This is a genomic window from Escherichia sp. E2562, from assembly GCF_005781075.1.
GTDB lineage: Bacteria > Pseudomonadota > Gammaproteobacteria > Enterobacterales > Enterobacteriaceae > Escherichia.
Genome location: NZ_VATM01000005.1, coordinates 134,754 through 149,948 on the forward strand (window position 1 = coordinate 134,754; position 15,195 = coordinate 149,948).

Here is a 15,195-nt window from a genome sequence, read left to right on the forward strand (position 1 = left end):
GTTCATTTCGCGCTGTGGAGTCGGTATGACGCAACAAATCACCCTCATCAAAGACAAAATTCTCTCCGATAACTATTTCACCCTGCACAACATTACTTACGATCTCACGCGCAAAGATGGCGAAGTTATCCGCCATAAACGTGAAGTTTACGATCGCGGTAATGGTGCGACGATCCTCCTCTACAACGCGAAGAAAAAGACCGTAGTTCTGATTCGTCAGTTCCGCGTCGCTACCTGGGTTAATGGCAATGAAAGCGGGCAGCTGATTGAAACCTGCGCCGGGCTGCTGGATAACGACGAACCGGAAGTCTGTATTCGCAAAGAAGCGATTGAAGAGACGGGCTATGAAGTGGGCGAAGTGCGCAAATTATTTGAACTGTATATGTCGCCAGGCGGTGTGACTGAGCTAATCCACTTTTTTATCGCCGAATACAGTGACAATCAGCGCGCTAACGCCGGTGGCGGTGTCGAAGATGAAGATATTGAAGTGCTCGAGCTGCCGTTCAGCCAGGCGCTGGAGATGATCAAAACCGGCGAGATACGTGACGGTAAGACGGTGTTATTGCTTAACTATTTGCAAACGTCACATTTAATGGACTGAAAAATAACAATAATATTTCGTTGTTTATTATTGGCTCAATCCGATAAATCCGATTGAGCCGCGCTACCTGCGCAACGAAGATACGACTTGTGCTGTTTGTTTGAACTTCTGGGGTCGTACCGTCCATGCGCTATCGCATTTTTCTTCTCTTTTTTTTCGCTTTGTTGCCGACGTCTTTGGCGTGGGCGGCACCAGCGCAACGGGCGTTTTCCGACTGGCAGGTCACCTGTAATAACCAAAACTTCTGTGTGGCACGCAATACTGGCGATCATAATGGACTGGTGATGACCCTGAGCCGCAGCGCCGGGGCGCATACCGACGCCGTTTTACGTATTGAGCGCGGCGGGTTGAAATCACCGGATGTGTCGGAAGGGGAAATAGCGCCACGGCTGCTGTTAGATGGTGAGCCGTTGGCGTTAAGTGGTGACAAGTGGCGGATTTCACCATGGTTATTAGTAACCGATGATACGGCAACCATCACCGCGTTTTTGCAGATGATTCAGGAAGGGAAGGCAATCACCTTACGCGATGGCGATCAGACCATTTCTTTGAATGGCTTAAAAGCGGCGTTGTTGTTTATTGATGCCCAGCAAAAGCGCGTTGGCAGTGAAACCGCGTGGATAAAGAAAGGGGACGAACCGCCGCTCAGCGTACCGCCCGCGCCTGCGCTGAAAGAGGTCGCGGTGGTTAACCCAACGCCGACACCACTCTCACTCGAAGAACGTAACGATTTGCTGGATTATGGTAACTGGCGGATGAATGGTCTGCGCTGCTCGCTTGATCCGTTGCGTCGTGAAGTGAGCGTTACGGCACTGACCGATGATAAAGCATTAATGATGATTAGCTGTGAGGCTGGTGCTTATAACACCATTGATTTGGCATGGATTGTATCGCGTAAAAAGCCACTGGCCTCGCGCCCGGTACGGTTACGTTTGCCGTTCAACAACGGTCAGGAGACGAATGAACTGGAGTTGATGAACGCAACATTTGATGAAAAAACGCGTGAACTGGTGACCTTAGCGAAAGGTCGCGGATTAAGCGATTGTGGCATTCAGGCGCGCTGGCGTTTTGACGGCCAGCGTTTTCGCCTGGTGCGTTACGCCGCAGAACCGACCTGCGATAACTGGCATGGGCCAGACGCCTGGCCCACGTTGTGGATCACCCGTTAAACATCATGGCGGGGACAGGTAGGCCGGATAAGACGCATCCGGCAATCAGCATCAGGCACCTTTCACTCCCAGCACCTTATGCGCTTTTGCCACAATATTCTCGGCGGTAAAGCCAAAGAACGGGAACAGCTTATCCGCCGGAGCAGACTCCCCGTAACCCGTCATTCCGACAATCGCCCCTTTCAAACCAACATATTTGTACCAGTAATCGGCTATACCCGCTTCTACCGCCACGCGGGCCGCAACGTTAGAAGGCAACACCGACTCGCGATATTCCTCATCCTGGGCGTCGAAAATATCGGTCGAGGGCAGGGAAACCACGCGAACATTGCGACCTTCTCCCGCCAGTTTCTCTGCGGCCTGTAGGGTGATTTCCATCTCTGAACCGGTAGCAATCAAAATGATATCCGGCTTGCCACCGCTGTCTTTCAACACATAACCACCACGAGCAATCTCTTTAACCTGATCCGGTGTTCGTTCTACCTGTGCCAGATTCTGCCTAGAGAGGATCAGCGCCGTCGGTCCGTTGTGGCGCTCAACCGCCAGCTTCCAGCCCACCGCTGCTTCCACCTGATCGCACGGTCGCCAGGTGCTGAAATTCGGCGTTAAGCGCAGACTTGCCAGTTGCTCCACCGCCTGGTGCGTCGGACCATCTTCGCCCAGACCAATTGAGTCGTGGGTATAAACCATAATCTGCCGCGCTTTCATCAGTGCCGCCATCCGCGCGGCGTTACGGGCGTATTCAACAAACATCAGAAACGTTGCGGTATACGGCACAAAGCCACCGTGGTGTGCAATGCCGTTGGCAATAGCAGTCATACCAAATTCGCGTACCCCGTAGTGAATATAATTCCCTGCGGGATCTTCCTTCAGCGACACAGACCCTTTCCAGATGGTGAGATTACTTGGGGCCAGATCCGCCGAACCGCCAAGCAGCTCCGGCAGCATAGGGCCGTAGGCGTTAAGCGTATTTTGCGACGCTTTACGGGTAGCGATTTTCGCCGGATTCGCCTGCAACTCATTGATATATTTCTGAGTCGTTTTCTCCCAGTCCTTCGGCAGACCACCGCTCATTCGGCGAGTAAACTCTTCTGCAAGTTGTGGATGGGCCTTTTTATAAGCGGCAAACTTCTCATTCCAGCTCTGCTGGGCTTTTTCACCTTTTTCGCGGGCATCCCAGGCGTGATAAATCTCTTTGGGGATCTCAAAGGGTGGATGATGCCAGCCCAGTTTTTGCCGTGCCAGCGCGACTTCTTCTTCGCCCAGCGGGGCGCCGTGGGCCTCTTCCTTACCCGCTTTATTAGGCGAACCAAAGCCAATCACCGTGCGGCAGATAATCAACGACGGCTTATCTTTCACGCTTTGCGCTTCGAGGATCGCTTCCTTGACCGCCTGCGGATCGTGGCCGTCGATCTCGTGGACAACATGCCAGTGGTAGGCTTCAAACCGTTTTGCCGTATCGTCAGTAAACCAGCCTTCGGTTTCACCATCAATCGAAATACCGTTGTGATCGTAAAAGCCGATCAGCTTGCCGAGTCCCAGCGTTCCTGCCAGTGAACAGACTTCGTGAGAGATACCTTCCATCAGACAGCCGTCGCCCATAAACACATAGGTGAAGTGATCGACAATCTCATGATCCGGCTGGTTAAACTGCGCTGCCAGCGTGCGCTCCGCTATCGCCAGTCCAACCGCGTTCGCCAAACCTTGTCCAAGTGGACCGGTGGTGGTTTCAACACCTGGCGTATAGCCAATCTCCGGGTGACCTGGGGTTTTCGAATGCAGCTGACGGAAGTTCTTCAGCTCTTCCAGCGGCAGGTCATAACCAGTCAGATGTAGCAAACTGTAGAGCAACATCGAGGCGTGACCGTTGGAAAGAATAAAGCGGTCGCGGTCATACCAGGTAGGATCGGTGGGGTTATGTTTGAGAAAGTCGTTCCACAGCACTTCGGCAATATCGGCCATGCCCATCGGCGCGCCGGGATGACCGGAATTGGCTTTTTGCACCGCATCCATACTGAGCGCGCGAATCGCATTGGCAAGGTCTTTTCGGGACATAAAACACTCCGTGGCTGGTTTTAGAATTTGGCGGCAAGAAGATCTTCCAGTTTGCGTTGATCAACGGCGAACAGGCGGATGCCTTCAGACAGTTTTTCTACCGCCATCGGATCCTGATTGTGCTCCCAACGAAATTCCGCTTCGCTCATCGGGGAGGGGCGAGGGAAGGATTGCGATGCCGGGATCAGTTTGCGAACCACTGGCGAAACCTTTTCCTGCAACTCCTTCAGCAAATTCGGCGCGATGGTCAGACGGTCACATCCGGTTAACGCGAGGATTTGTTCGGTACGACGGAAGCTGGCACCCATCACAATGGTTTCGTAGCGATGCTGCTTATAGTAGTCGTAGATGTTGCGCACAGATTTGACACCCGGATCTTCCTCTACCACATACGGGTCCATCGGTTTGCGCGCCTGATACCAGTCATAAATACGACCTACAAACGGCGAAATCAGAAAAACGCCCGCTTCTGCACAGGCCCGTGCCTGAGCAAAGGAAAACAGCAGCGTCAGGTTGCAGTTAATGCCTTCTTTTTCCAGTTCTTCTGCTGCGCGAATTCCTTCCCAGGTGGAGGCCAGCTTGATCAGAATGCGAGATCTCTCAATGCCCTGTTGTTGGTACAACTCCACGAGATGGCGTGCTTTTTCGATACTTTTTTCTTTGTCAAAAGAGAGGCGTGCGTCAACTTCTGTCGACACGCGACCGGGTACGATTTTGAGAATTTCTGTACCGAAATTGACTGCCAGTTTGTCGCAGGCCGCGACGACTTGTTGTTCCTGGGTCTTGCCATTTTTTTTACCCCAGGCAATAGCATCGTCTATTAAATGTTCATATTGTGATAAACCGGCAGCCTTGAGTAACAGCGAAGGATTGGTGGTGGCATCCTGGGGATGATAATGGCGAATGGACTCAATATCACCGCTGTCTGCCACGACAGTGGTGAACTGTTTGATGCCGTCTAACTCGTTCATAGGAAATACTCCTTGAAAAGTAAAGTGTTAGATGAGTGCGTTAATTCACACTTCTGAGAAATTTCGCTAAACGCATCAAAAAAGCATAGCAGACAGGCATGGTATTGCTGGATGAAGCAGGTAACATCAGTGTTATGGGATTATTACCAAAACATTATTTGATGGGGGAGAGTTTGGGCTTGCTCAGAGTCTCGAAGCTCCGGCAAGGTAATAATGTGCGCCACGTTGTGGGCTGAGGCAGTTGCCCACACCTATTTTTGTGAACGTTACGTGAAAGGAACAACCAAATGGATGAGCAGTTAAAACAAAGTGCACTTGATTTCCATGAATTTCCTGTACCAGGAAAAATCCAGGTTTCTCCGACCAAACCTCTGGCAACGCAGCGCGATCTGGCGCTGGCCTATTCACCGGGTGTCGCCGCGCCTTGTCTTGAAATCGAAAAAGATCCGTTAAACGCCTACAAATATACCGCGCGCGGTAACCTGGTGGCAGTTATCTCTAACGGTACTGCCGTGCTGGGGTTGGGTAATATTGGCGCGCTGGCAGGCAAACCGGTGATGGAAGGTAAGGGCGTTCTGTTTAAGAAATTCGCCGGGATAGATGTGTTTGACATCGAAGTTGATGAACTCGACCCGGACAAATTTATCGAAGTGGTCGCCGCACTTGAGCCGACCTTCGGCGGTATCAACCTCGAAGATATTAAAGCGCCAGAATGTTTCTATATTGAACAGAAACTGCGCCAGCGGATGAACATTCCGGTATTCCATGACGACCAACACGGTACGGCAATCATCAGCACCGCCGCCATTCTCAACGGATTACGCGTAGTAGAGAAAAATATCTCCGACGTACGGATGGTAGTTTCTGGTGCGGGCGCAGCGGCAATTGCCTGTATGAACCTGCTGGTGGCGCTGGGTCTGCAAAAACATAACATCGTGGTGTGCGACTCAAAAGGTGTTATTTATCAGGGCCGTGAGCCGAACATGGCGGAAACCAAAGCGGCTTACGCGGTGGTGGATGACGGCAAACGTACCCTCGACGATGTGATTGAAGGCGCGGATATTTTCCTTGGTTGTTCCGGCCCGAAAGTGCTGACTCAGGATATGGTGAAGAAAATGGCCCGCGCGCCGATGATCCTGGCGTTGGCGAACCCAGAACCGGAAATTCTGCCGCCGCTGGCGAAAGAAGTGCGTCCGGATGCCATCATCTGTACCGGTCGTTCCGACTATCCGAACCAGGTTAACAACGTGCTTTGCTTCCCGTTCATCTTCCGAGGCGCGCTGGATGTTGGCGCAACGGCTATCAATGAAGAGATGAAACTGGCGGCAGTCCGCGCGATTGCGGAACTGGCCCATGCCGAACAGAGCGAAGTGGTGGCTTCTGCGTATGGCGATCAGGATCTGAGCTTTGGCCCTGAATACATCATTCCAAAACCGTTCGATCCGCGTCTGATCGTTAAGATCGCCCCTGCGGTCGCCAAAGCGGCAATGGAGTCCGGCGTGGCGACGCGTCCGATTGCCGATTTTGACGTCTACATCGACAAGCTGACCGAGTTCGTTTACAAAACCAACCTGTTTATGAAGCCGATATTCTCCCAGGCTCGCAAAGCGCCGAAGCGCGTTGTTCTGCCGGAAGGGGAAGAGGCGCGCGTTCTGCATGCGACGCAGGAACTGGTAACCCTGGGACTGGCAAAACCGATCCTTATTGGTCGTCCGAACGTGATCGAAATGCGTATTCAGAAACTGGGCTTGCAGATCAAAGCTGGCGTTGATTTTGAGATCGTCAATAACGAATCCGATCCACGCTTTAAAGAGTACTGGAGCGAATACTTCCAGATCATGAAGCGTCGTGGTGTCACTCAGGAACAGGCACAACGTGCGCTGATCAGCAACCCGACGGTGATCGGTGCGATCATGGTTCAGCGTGGTGAAGCCGATGCGATGATCTGCGGAACGGTGGGCGATTATCACGAACACTTTAGCGTAGTGAAAAATGTCTTTGGTTATCGCGATGGCGTTCACACCGCAGGCGCAATGAACGCGCTGTTGCTGCCGAGTGGTAACACCTTTATTGCTGATACCTATGTTAATGATGACCCAGACGCAGAAGAGCTGGCGGAGATCACGCTGATGGCGGCAGAAACTGTCCGTCGTTTCGGTATTGAGCCGCGTGTTGCTCTGTTGTCGCATTCCAACTTCGGTTCTTCCAACTGCCCGTCGTCGAGCAAAATGCGTCAAGCGCTGGAGCTGGTCAGGGAACGTGCGCCTGAGCTGATGATTGATGGCGAAATGCACGGTGATGCGGCGCTGGTAGAAGCGATTCGCAACGACCGTATGCCGGACAGCACCTTGAAAGGTTCCGCTAATATTCTGGTGATGCCGAACATGGAAGCTGCTCGTATTAGTTACAACTTACTGCGCGTTTCCAGCTCGGAAGGTGTCACCGTCGGCCCGGTGCTGATGGGCGTGGCGAAACCGGTTCACGTGTTAACACCGATCGCGTCAGTGCGTCGTATCGTCAACATGGTGGCGCTTGCCGTGGTTGAAGCGCAAACCCAACCGCTGTAATTCTTGCTTAACTATCACGCTTACCCTGAGTAATTCGGGGTAAGCGATTTTTATATTATTAATACGTCTTACTGCTTTTACTAATAGCAAATAAATTACCCGACATAAAATAAAGCAATATCTTTATATTTATTCATGCTCTGCATATGAAAGTTTATGTATCACGGTAAATATCTCTCCATTATTAGTGATCTACCTCACCTTTTAAACGCGTTTGCCGAATTTTGTTATTTACTCTGACGAAAAATTGTCACGATACACGCACGTTTTTTACAGGCGGCGACTCATGGACAAAGAACGCATCATTCAGGAATTTGTACCCGGGAAACAGGTCACGCTGGCGCATCTGATTGCGCATCCGGGTGAAGAACTGGCGAAGAAAATCGGCGTTCCGGATGCTGGCGCAATTGGCATTATGACGCTAACTCCCGGCGAAACAGCGATGATTGCCGGTGATTTAGCGCTGAAAGCCGCTGATGTGCATATCGGTTTTCTCGACCGTTTTAGCGGCGCGCTGGTGATTTATGGCTCGGTGGGCGCAGTAGAAGAAGCGTTATCACAAACCGTCAGTGGTTTAGGACGCTTATTAAATTATACGCTGTGTGAAATGACTAAAAGTTAATACGAGGCATTCATGAAACGAATTGCGTTTGTGGGTAGCGTCGGGGCAGGAAAAACAACGTTATTTAATGCGTTGCAGGGAAATTATACCCTCGCCAGAAAAACACAGGCCGTGGAATTTAATGATAATGGCGATATTGATACTCCGGGTGAATATTTTAGCCATCCCCGTTGGTATCACGCCTTAATAACCACGCTACAGGATGTGGACATGCTGATATATGTCCACGGCGCAAATGATCCAGAAAGCCGATTACCTGCCGGGCTGCTGGATATTGGCGCCAGTAAACGGCAAATCGCCGTCATCAGTAAAACGGACATGCCGGATGCTGACGTCGCCGCAACGCGAAAGTTATTGCTTGAGACTGGCTTTGAGGAGCCAATTTTCGCGCTAAACAACCACGACCCGCAAAGCGTGCAGCAACTGGTGGATTATCTGGCATCTCTCACCGAACAGGAGGAAGCAGGTGAAAAAACTCATCACAGCGAATGATATTCGTGAAGCACACGCGCGCGGCGAACAGGCAATGTCCGTGGTTCTGCGCGCCAGCATTATTACCCCTGAAGCACGCGAAGTGGCGGATCTACTGGGTTTTACCATCACCGAGTGCGATGAATCGACGCCTGTAACGGCATCCGTTCCCGCCAGTGCATCAGCCGATAAAACCGAAAGCCAGCGCATCCGCGAAACCATCATTGCCCAGCTGCCAGAAGGCCAGTTTACCGAAAGCCTGGTCGCGCAGCTGATGGAAAAAGTGATGAAGGAAAAACAGTCACTGGAGCAGGGGGCAATGCAGCCGAGCTTCAAATCGGTGACCGGCAAAGGCGGCATTAAAGTGATTGATGGCAGCAGCGTCAAGTTTGGTCGTTTCGATGGCGCTGAACCGCACTGCGTGGGCTTAACTGATCTTGTGACCGGAGACGATGGCAGCAGTATGGCCGCTGGTTTCATGCAGTGGGACAACGCCTTCTTCCCGTGGACCCTGAACTATGACGAAATCGACATGGTACTGGAAGGGGAACTGCATGTTCGCCACGAAGGCGAAACCATGATCGCCAAAGCGGGCGACGTGATGTTTATCCCGAAAGGTTCCAGCATCGAATTTGGTACGACATCCAGCGTGAAATTCCTGTATGTCGCCTGGCCGGCTAACTGGCAATCCCTATGAAAGATTTCATCACCGAAGCATGGCTAAGAGCGAACCATACGCTCAGCGAAGGCGCAGAGATCCATCTCCCTGCGGACAGTCGCCTGACGCCCTCTGCCCGGGAGTTACTGGAAAGCCGCCATCTGCGCATCAAGTTTATTGACGAACAGGGTAGCCTGTTTGTTGATGATGAACAGCAGCAGCCGCAGCCCGTTCACGGGCTGACCAGTAGCGATGAACATCCGCAGGCGTGCTGCGAACTGTGCCGCCAGCCGGTGGCGAAAAAACCAGACACACTGACTCATCTGTCGGCGGAAAAAATGGTTGCCAAAAGCGATCCGCGCCTGGGTTTTCGCGCTGTTCTCGACAGCACCATTGCGCTGGCTGTGTGGCTGCAAATTGAACTGGCGGAACCGTGGCAGCCGTGGCTGGCGGATATTCGCTCGCGTCTTGGCAACATTATGCGTGCCGATGCGCTGGGGGAACCGCTGGGCTGCCAGGCGATTGTCGGGCTTTCTGACGAAGATCTGCATCGACTTTCTCACCAGCCGCTGCGCTATCTCGACCACGATCATTTGGTGCCGGAAGCTAGCCACGGGCGCGATGCGGCGTTGCTGAATCTGCTACGCACCAAAGTGCGTGAAACCGAAACCGTAGCGGCGCAGGTGTTTATCACCCGCAGTTTTGAAGTATTACGCCCGGACATCTTGCAGGCGCTGAACCGCCTTTCGAGCGCGGTTTACGTGATGATGATCCTGAGCGTTACGAAGCAGCCGCTAACGGTGAAGCAGATCCAACAACGACTGGGGGAGACGCAATGATTATTGAACGTTGTCGTGAACTGGCGTTGCGAGCGCCCGCCAGAGTGGTTTTTCCGGATGCGTTAGATCAACGTGTGCTGAAAGCTGCGCAATATTTACATCAACAAGGTCTGGCAACGCCCATTCTGGTCGCCAATCCGTTTGAACTTCGTCAGTTTGCGCTCAGTCACGGCGTGGCGATGGACGGGCTACAGGTGATTGATCCGCATGGCAACCTCGCAATGCGGGAAGAATTTGCTCATCGCTGGCTGGCCCGCGCGGGCGAAAAAACGCCGCCGGATGCGCTGGAAAAACTCACCGAACCGCTGATGTTCGCCGCCGCAATGGTCAGCGCCGGTAAAGCGGATGTCTGTATCGCGGGCAACCTCTCTTCCACGGCGAATGTGCTGCGTGCCGGATTACGCATTATTGGCTTGCAGTCTGGCTGTAAAACGCTCTCTTCCATTTTCCTGATGCTGCCACAGTACAGCGGTCCGGCGTTGGGCTTTGCCGATTGCAGCGTGGTGCCGCAGCCGACGGCGGCGCAGCTGGCGGATATTGCGCTTGCCAGCGCCGAAACCTGGCAGGCCATCACCGGAGAAGAGCCGCGCGTGGCGATGCTGTCGTTTTCCAGCAACGGTAGCGCCCGTCACCCCTGCGTTGCCAATGTGCAACAGGCGACAGAAATCGTCCGTGAACGCGCACCGCAGTTGGTAGTCGATGGCGAGTTGCAGTTTGACGCCGCTTTCGTGCCGGATGTCGCGGCGCAAAAAGCGCCTGCCAGCCCGCTACAGGGCAAAGCCAATGTGATGGTTTTTCCGTCGCTGGAAGCCGGAAATATTGGCTACAAAATCGCACAACGGCTTGGCGGGTATCGTGCCGTCGGGCCATTGATACAAGGACTTGCCGCGCCGATGCACGATCTCTCTCGTGGTTGTAGCGTGCAGGAAATTATCGAACTGGCGCTGGTGGCAGCCGTACCGCGTCAGACAGAAGTGAACCGCGAAAGCAGTTTACAAACACTGGTTGAATGAACGGTCCCGTTCTGGACCCTGATAAAGAGGAAAACACAATGGAAGCATTAGGAATGATCGAAACCCGGGGCCTGGTTGCACTGATTGAGGCTTCTGACGCGATGGTGAAAGCTGCGCGCGTCAAACTGGTCGGCGTGAAGCAGATTGGCGGCGGCCTGTGCACTGCGATGGTTCGCGGTGATGTTGCAGCCTGTAAAGCCGCGACCGATGCTGGTGCCGCAGCGGCACAGCGTATTGGCGAGCTGGTATCCGTACACGTTATCCCGCGTCCGCACGGCGACCTGGAAGAAGTCTTCCCGATCGGCCTGAAAGGCGACAGCAGCAACCTGTAATCACCCTGTGTGACGTCGATTCGGGCGTCACGCTCTCTCCTTTTTCATTTTACCTTCCGCGGAGGGTAGGGGGAGCTTTTACCTGAAATACGCCACGGAGGCGGGTATGAAACTGGCAGTCGTCACTGGACAAATTGTTTGTACCGTACGCCATCACGGACTGGCGCATGACAAATTGCTGATGGTGGAAATGATTGATCCACAAGGTAATCCTGACGGGCAATGTGCCGTCGCCATCGACAATATTGGCGCGGGAACCGGGGAGTGGGTGTTGCTGGTGAGTGGCAGTTCCGCCCGCCAGGCGCATAAAAGCGAAACGTCACCGGTCGATCTGTGCGTGATTGGCATCGTCGATGAGGTGGTGTCTGGCGGTCAGGTTATTTTCCACAAATAAGGCAGAACATCATGAATCAACAGGATATTGAACAGGTGGTGAAAGCGGTACTGCTGAAAATGCAAAGCAGTGACATGCCGCCCGCCGCCGTTCATGAGATGGGCGTTTTCGCTTCCCTGGATGACGCCGTTGCGGCAGCCAAAATTGCCCAGCAAGGATTAAAAAGTGTGGCAATGCGCCAGTTGGCGATAACAGCCATTCGTGAAGCAGGCGAAAAACACGCCAGAGATTTAGCGGAACTTGCCGTCAGTGAAACCGGTATGGGCCGCGTTGAAGATAAATTTGCCAAAAACGTCGCCCAGGCGCGCGGTACGCCGGGCGTTGAGTGTCTCTCTCCGCAGGTGCTGACGGGTGACAACGGCCTGACCTTAATTGAAAACGCGCCCTGGGGCGTGGTGGCTTCGGTGACGCCTTCCACTAACCCGGCGGCAACCGTAATTAATAACGCCATCAGCCTGATTGCCGCGGGCAACAGCGTCATTTTTGCCCCGCATCCGGCGGCGAAAAAAGTCTCCCAGCGGGCGATTACGCTGCTCAACCAGGCGATTGTTGCCGCAGGCGGGCCGGAAAACTTACTGGTTACCGTGGCCAATCCGGATATCGAAACCGCGCAACGCTTGTTCAAGTTTCCAGGCATCGGCCTTCTGGTGGTGACGGGCGGCGAAGCGGTAGTGGAAGCGGCGCGCAAACACACCAATAAACGCCTGATTGCCGCAGGTGCCGGTAATCCGCCAGTGGTGGTGGATGAAACCGCCGACCTCGCCCGTGCCGCTCAGTCCATCGTCAAAGGCGCTTCTTTCGATAACAACATCATCTGTGCCGATGAAAAGGTGCTGATTGTTGTTGATAGCGTAGCCGATGAACTGATGCGTCTGATGGAAGGCCAGCACGCGGTGAAACTGACCACAGAGCAGGCGCAGCAGCTGCAACCGGTGTTGCTGAAAAATATCGACGAGCGCGGAAAAGGCTCCGTCAGCCGTGACTGGGTTGGTCGCGATGCGGCGAAAATCGCGGCGGCAATCGGCCTGAACGTCCCGTCAGAAACGCGATTGCTGTTTGTAGAAACCACCGCAGAACATCCGTTTGCCGTGACCGAACTGATGATGCCGGTGCTGCCCGTCGTGCGCGTCGCCAACGTGGCGGATGCCATTGCGCTGGCGGTGAAACTGGAAGGCGGTTGCCACCACACGGCGGCGATGCACTCGCGCAATATCGAAAACATGAACCAGATGGCAAACGCTATTGATACCAGCATTTTCGTCAAAAACGGACCGTGCATTGCCGGGCTGGGGCTGGGCGGGGAAGGTTGGACCACCATGACCATCACCACGCCAACCGGTGAAGGGGTAACCAGCGCGCGTACTTTTGTCCGTCTGCGTCGCTGTGTATTAGTCGATGCGTTTCGCATTGTTTAAGGAGTAACCGATGGCGCACGACGAACAATGGCTCACCCCGCGTTTGCAAACGGCGGCAACGCGGTGTAACCAGACGCCCGCCGCGACGGAATCTCCGCTGTGGCTGGGGGTGGATCTGGGCACCTGCGATGTGGTGTCGATGGTTGTCGATCGCGACGGTCAGCCGGTGGCGGTATGCCTCGACTGGGCCGATGTGGTCCGCGACGGCATCGTCTGGGATTTCTTCGGCGCTGTCACCATTGTTCGTCGCCATCTCGACACGCTTGAGCAGCAATTCGGTCGCCGTTTTAGCCATGCGGCGACCTCATTTCCTCCTGGTACGGACCCGCGTATATCCATCAACGTGCTGGAATCCGCCGGGCTGGAAGTGAGCCATGTGCTGGATGAGCCAACTGCCGTGGCGGATCTGCTGCAACTGGATAACGCAGGTGTAGTGGATATCGGCGGCGGCACCACCGGCATTGCCATCGTGAAAAAGGGCAAGGTGACTTACTCGGCGGATGAAGCCACCGGCGGACATCACATCTCTCTGACTCTCGCCGGAAATCGCCGAATTTCGCTGGAAGAGGCGGAGCAGTACAAGCGCGGACATGGTGAAGAGATTTGGCCTGCGGTGAAGCCGGTGTACGAAAAAATGGCGGACATTGTCGCCCGGCATATTGAAGGGCAGGGCATTACTGATTTATGGCTGGCGGGCGGCTCCTGTATGCAACCGGGCGTGGCGGAACTGTTTCGCAAACAATTCCCGGCGTTACAGGTGCATCTACCGCAGCACAGTTTGTTTATGACCCCGCTGGCGATCGCCAGTAGTGGGCGAGAGAAAGCGGAGGGGATCTATGCAAAATGAATTGCAGACCGCGCTCTTTCAGGCGTTCGATACCCTGAATCTGCAACGGGTAAAAATATTTAGCGTCCCGCCTGTCACACTCTGCGGTCTGGGCGCAGTGAGCAGTTGCGGGCAGGAAGCACAAACGCGCGGGCTGAAACATTTGTTTGTGATGGTGGATGGCTTTTTGCATCAGTCGGGGATGACCGCCGGGCTGATTCGCAGTCTGACCGTCAAAGGTATCGCTATGACGCTCTGGCCGTGTCCGGTGGGCGAACCGTGCATTACAGACGTGTGCGCAGCCGTGGCGCAGCTGCGTGAATCAGGCTGCGATGGTGTCATCGCGTTTGGCGGTGGCTCGGTGCTCGATGCAGCGAAAGCCGTAGCGTTGCTGGTGACGAATTCCGATAGCACGCTGGCAAAAATGTCAGAAACCAGCGTTCTGCAACCACGATTGCCGTTAATTGCCATTCCAACGACCGCCGGAACCGGCTCTGAAACGACTAACGTGACGGTGATTATCGATGCGGTAAGCGGGCGCAAACAGGTGTTAGCACATGCCTCGCTGATGCCGGATGTCGCGATTCTCGACGCTGCGCTAACCGAAGGCGTGCCGTCGCATGTCACGGCGATGACTGGCATCGATGCGTTAACTCACGCCATTGAAGCGTATAGCGCGCTGAACGCCACCCCATTTACCGACAGTCTGGCGATTGGCGCCATTGCGATGATTGGTCAATCGCTGCCGAAAGCGGTGGGCTACGGTCACGACCTTACCGCCCGCGAGAGCATGTTGCTGGCTTCATGTATGGCGGGAATGGCGTTTTCCAGTGCGGGGCTTGGGTTATGCCACGCGATGGCGCATCAGCCGGGGGCGGCGCTGCATATTCCGCACGGTCTGGCGAACGCCATGCTGCTGCCAACGGTGATGGAGTTTAACCGGATGGTTTGTCGCGAACGCTTTAGCCAGGTTGGTCGGGCGCTGCGAACTAAAAAATCCGACGATCGTGACGCTATTAATGCGGTAAGTGAGCTGATAGCGGAAGTTGGGATTGGTAAACGACTGGGCGATGTTGGTGCGACATCTGCGCATTACGGTGCATGGGCGCAGGCCGCGCAGGAAGATATTTGTCTGCGCAGCAACCCGCGTACCGCCAGCCTGGAGCAGATTGTCGGCTTGTACGCAGCGGCGCAATAAATGCCGGATGCGACGCTTGTCGCGTCTTATCCGGTCTACAGGATTGCACATGTAGGGCGGATAA

15 protein-coding genes are annotated in these 15,195 nt (G+C 54.2%); 13 read left to right on the plus strand and 2 right to left on the minus strand.

Annotated elements, in window-relative coordinates:
• The first annotated feature begins 25 nt into the window (after nucleotides 1-25).
• Together nudK and FEK43_RS09530 are read left to right on the plus strand one after the other, a co-directional pair.
• Complete coding sequence (nudK, locus tag FEK43_RS09525) at nucleotides 26-601, plus strand: GDP-mannose pyrophosphatase NudK (RefSeq protein WP_000193711.1); 576 nt, start codon at nucleotides 26-28, stop codon at nucleotides 599-601.
• Nucleotides 602-726: 125 nt separating this feature from the next.
• Nucleotides 727-1,770 carry a DUF1176 domain-containing protein gene (locus FEK43_RS09530; protein ID WP_135407519.1) on the plus strand — a complete coding sequence of 348 codons (1,044 nt, stop codon included), beginning with the start codon at nucleotides 727-729 and terminating at the stop codon, nucleotides 1,768-1,770.
• Between the two features lie 51 nt (nucleotides 1,771-1,821).
• On the opposite strand, the gene tkt is transcribed toward FEK43_RS09530, so the two are convergent.
• Both tkt and tal read right to left on the minus strand, forming a co-directional pair.
• Entirely contained in the window at nucleotides 1,822-3,825 is a 2,004-nt protein-coding gene (gene tkt / locus FEK43_RS09535) for a transketolase (RefSeq protein WP_130222005.1), read from the minus strand.
• Nucleotides 3,826-3,845: 20 nt separating this feature from the next.
• Entirely contained in the window at nucleotides 3,846-4,796 is a 951-nt protein-coding gene (tal, locus tag FEK43_RS09540; RefSeq protein ID WP_135407517.1) for a transaldolase, read from the minus strand.
• A 287-nt stretch (nucleotides 4,797-5,083) separates the two neighbouring features.
• Between tal and maeB the strand changes: the two genes are divergently transcribed.
• The 11 genes from maeB to eutG all read left to right on the plus strand — a co-directional run bounded on the left by maeB (nucleotide 5,084) and on the right by eutG (nucleotide 15,131).
• A complete protein-coding gene (gene maeB / locus FEK43_RS09545; protein ID WP_135407515.1) occupies nucleotides 5,084-7,363 on the plus strand; it encodes an NADP-dependent oxaloacetate-decarboxylating malate dehydrogenase in 2,280 nt (759 codons plus the stop codon).
• 286 nt (nucleotides 7,364-7,649) lie between these two features.
• Nucleotides 7,650-7,985 carry an ethanolamine utilization microcompartment protein EutS gene (eutS, locus tag FEK43_RS09550; RefSeq protein ID WP_000356956.1) on the plus strand — a complete coding sequence of 112 codons (336 nt, stop codon included), beginning with the start codon at nucleotides 7,650-7,652 and terminating at the stop codon, nucleotides 7,983-7,985.
• 12 nt (nucleotides 7,986-7,997) lie between these two features.
• Entirely contained in the window at nucleotides 7,998-8,477 is a 480-nt protein-coding gene (eutP, locus tag FEK43_RS09555) for an ethanolamine utilization acetate kinase EutP (RefSeq protein WP_135407512.1), read from the plus strand.
• The gene (gene eutQ / locus FEK43_RS09560) at nucleotides 8,452-9,153 is read left to right on the plus strand and encodes an ethanolamine utilization acetate kinase EutQ (protein ID WP_130216810.1); all 702 of its coding nucleotides are present in this window, start codon (nucleotides 8,452-8,454) and stop codon (nucleotides 9,151-9,153) included. The genes eutP and eutQ overlap by 26 nt, the downstream gene beginning before the upstream one ends.
• Nucleotides 9,150-9,953, plus strand: coding sequence for an ethanolamine utilization cob(I)yrinic acid a,c-diamide adenosyltransferase EutT (gene eutT / locus FEK43_RS09565; protein WP_135407510.1), 804 nt, complete (start codon nucleotides 9,150-9,152; stop codon nucleotides 9,951-9,953). The genes eutQ and eutT overlap by 4 nt, the downstream gene beginning before the upstream one ends.
• Complete coding sequence (gene pta, locus FEK43_RS09570) at nucleotides 9,950-10,966, plus strand: phosphate acetyltransferase (protein ID WP_138158520.1); 1,017 nt, start codon at nucleotides 9,950-9,952, stop codon at nucleotides 10,964-10,966. Before eutT ends, pta begins: the two co-directional genes overlap by 4 nt.
• Nucleotides 10,967-11,004: 38 nt before the next feature.
• Complete coding sequence (gene eutM / locus FEK43_RS09575) at nucleotides 11,005-11,298, plus strand: ethanolamine utilization microcompartment protein EutM (protein WP_000387713.1); 294 nt, start codon at nucleotides 11,005-11,007, stop codon at nucleotides 11,296-11,298.
• A gap of 106 nt (nucleotides 11,299-11,404) precedes the next feature.
• Complete coding sequence (eutN, locus tag FEK43_RS09580) at nucleotides 11,405-11,692, plus strand: ethanolamine utilization microcompartment protein EutN (RefSeq protein ID WP_000762196.1); 288 nt, start codon at nucleotides 11,405-11,407, stop codon at nucleotides 11,690-11,692.
• Nucleotides 11,693-11,703: 11 nt separating this feature from the next.
• A complete protein-coding gene (locus FEK43_RS09585; protein WP_135407507.1) occupies nucleotides 11,704-13,107 on the plus strand; it encodes an aldehyde dehydrogenase family protein in 1,404 nt (467 codons plus the stop codon).
• 10 nt (nucleotides 13,108-13,117) lie between these two features.
• Nucleotides 13,118-13,954: an ethanolamine utilization protein EutJ gene (gene eutJ / locus FEK43_RS09590; RefSeq protein WP_135407505.1), complete on the plus strand. Its 837-nt coding sequence runs from the start codon at nucleotides 13,118-13,120 to the stop codon at nucleotides 13,952-13,954.
• Nucleotides 13,944-15,131, plus strand: coding sequence for an ethanolamine utilization ethanol dehydrogenase EutG (gene eutG / locus FEK43_RS09595; protein WP_135407503.1), 1,188 nt, complete (start codon nucleotides 13,944-13,946; stop codon nucleotides 15,129-15,131). Before eutJ ends, eutG begins: the two co-directional genes overlap by 11 nt.
• Nucleotides 15,132-15,195 lie beyond the last annotated feature (64 nt).

Bases quoted from the DNA above. Each gene is read 5' to 3' on its own strand.
- nudK (WP_000193711.1), top strand. From the start codon at position 26: ATGACGCAACAAATCACCCTCATCAAAGACAAAATTCTCTCCGATAAC.
- FEK43_RS09530 (WP_135407519.1), top strand. From the start codon at position 727: ATGCGCTATCGCATTTTTCTTCTCTTTTTTTTCGCTTTGTTGCCGACG.
- tkt (WP_130222005.1), bottom strand. From the start codon at position 3,825: ATGTCCCGAAAAGACCTTGCCAATGCGATTCGCGCGCTCAGTATGGAT.
- tal (WP_135407517.1), bottom strand. From the start codon at position 4,796: ATGAACGAGTTAGACGGCATCAAACAGTTCACCACTGTCGTGGCAGAC.
- maeB (WP_135407515.1), top strand. From the start codon at position 5,084: ATGGATGAGCAGTTAAAACAAAGTGCACTTGATTTCCATGAATTTCCT.
- eutS (WP_000356956.1), top strand. From the start codon at position 7,650: ATGGACAAAGAACGCATCATTCAGGAATTTGTACCCGGGAAACAGGTC.
- eutP (WP_135407512.1), top strand. From the start codon at position 7,998: ATGAAACGAATTGCGTTTGTGGGTAGCGTCGGGGCAGGAAAAACAACG.
- eutT (WP_135407510.1), top strand. From the start codon at position 9,150: ATGAAAGATTTCATCACCGAAGCATGGCTAAGAGCGAACCATACGCTC.
- pta (WP_138158520.1), top strand. From the start codon at position 9,950: ATGATTATTGAACGTTGTCGTGAACTGGCGTTGCGAGCGCCCGCCAGA.
- eutM (WP_000387713.1), top strand. From the start codon at position 11,005: ATGGAAGCATTAGGAATGATCGAAACCCGGGGCCTGGTTGCACTGATT.
- eutN (WP_000762196.1), top strand. From the start codon at position 11,405: ATGAAACTGGCAGTCGTCACTGGACAAATTGTTTGTACCGTACGCCAT.
- FEK43_RS09585 (WP_135407507.1), top strand. From the start codon at position 11,704: ATGAATCAACAGGATATTGAACAGGTGGTGAAAGCGGTACTGCTGAAA.
- eutJ (WP_135407505.1), top strand. From the start codon at position 13,118: ATGGCGCACGACGAACAATGGCTCACCCCGCGTTTGCAAACGGCGGCA.
- eutG (WP_135407503.1), top strand. From the start codon at position 13,944: ATGCAAAATGAATTGCAGACCGCGCTCTTTCAGGCGTTCGATACCCTG.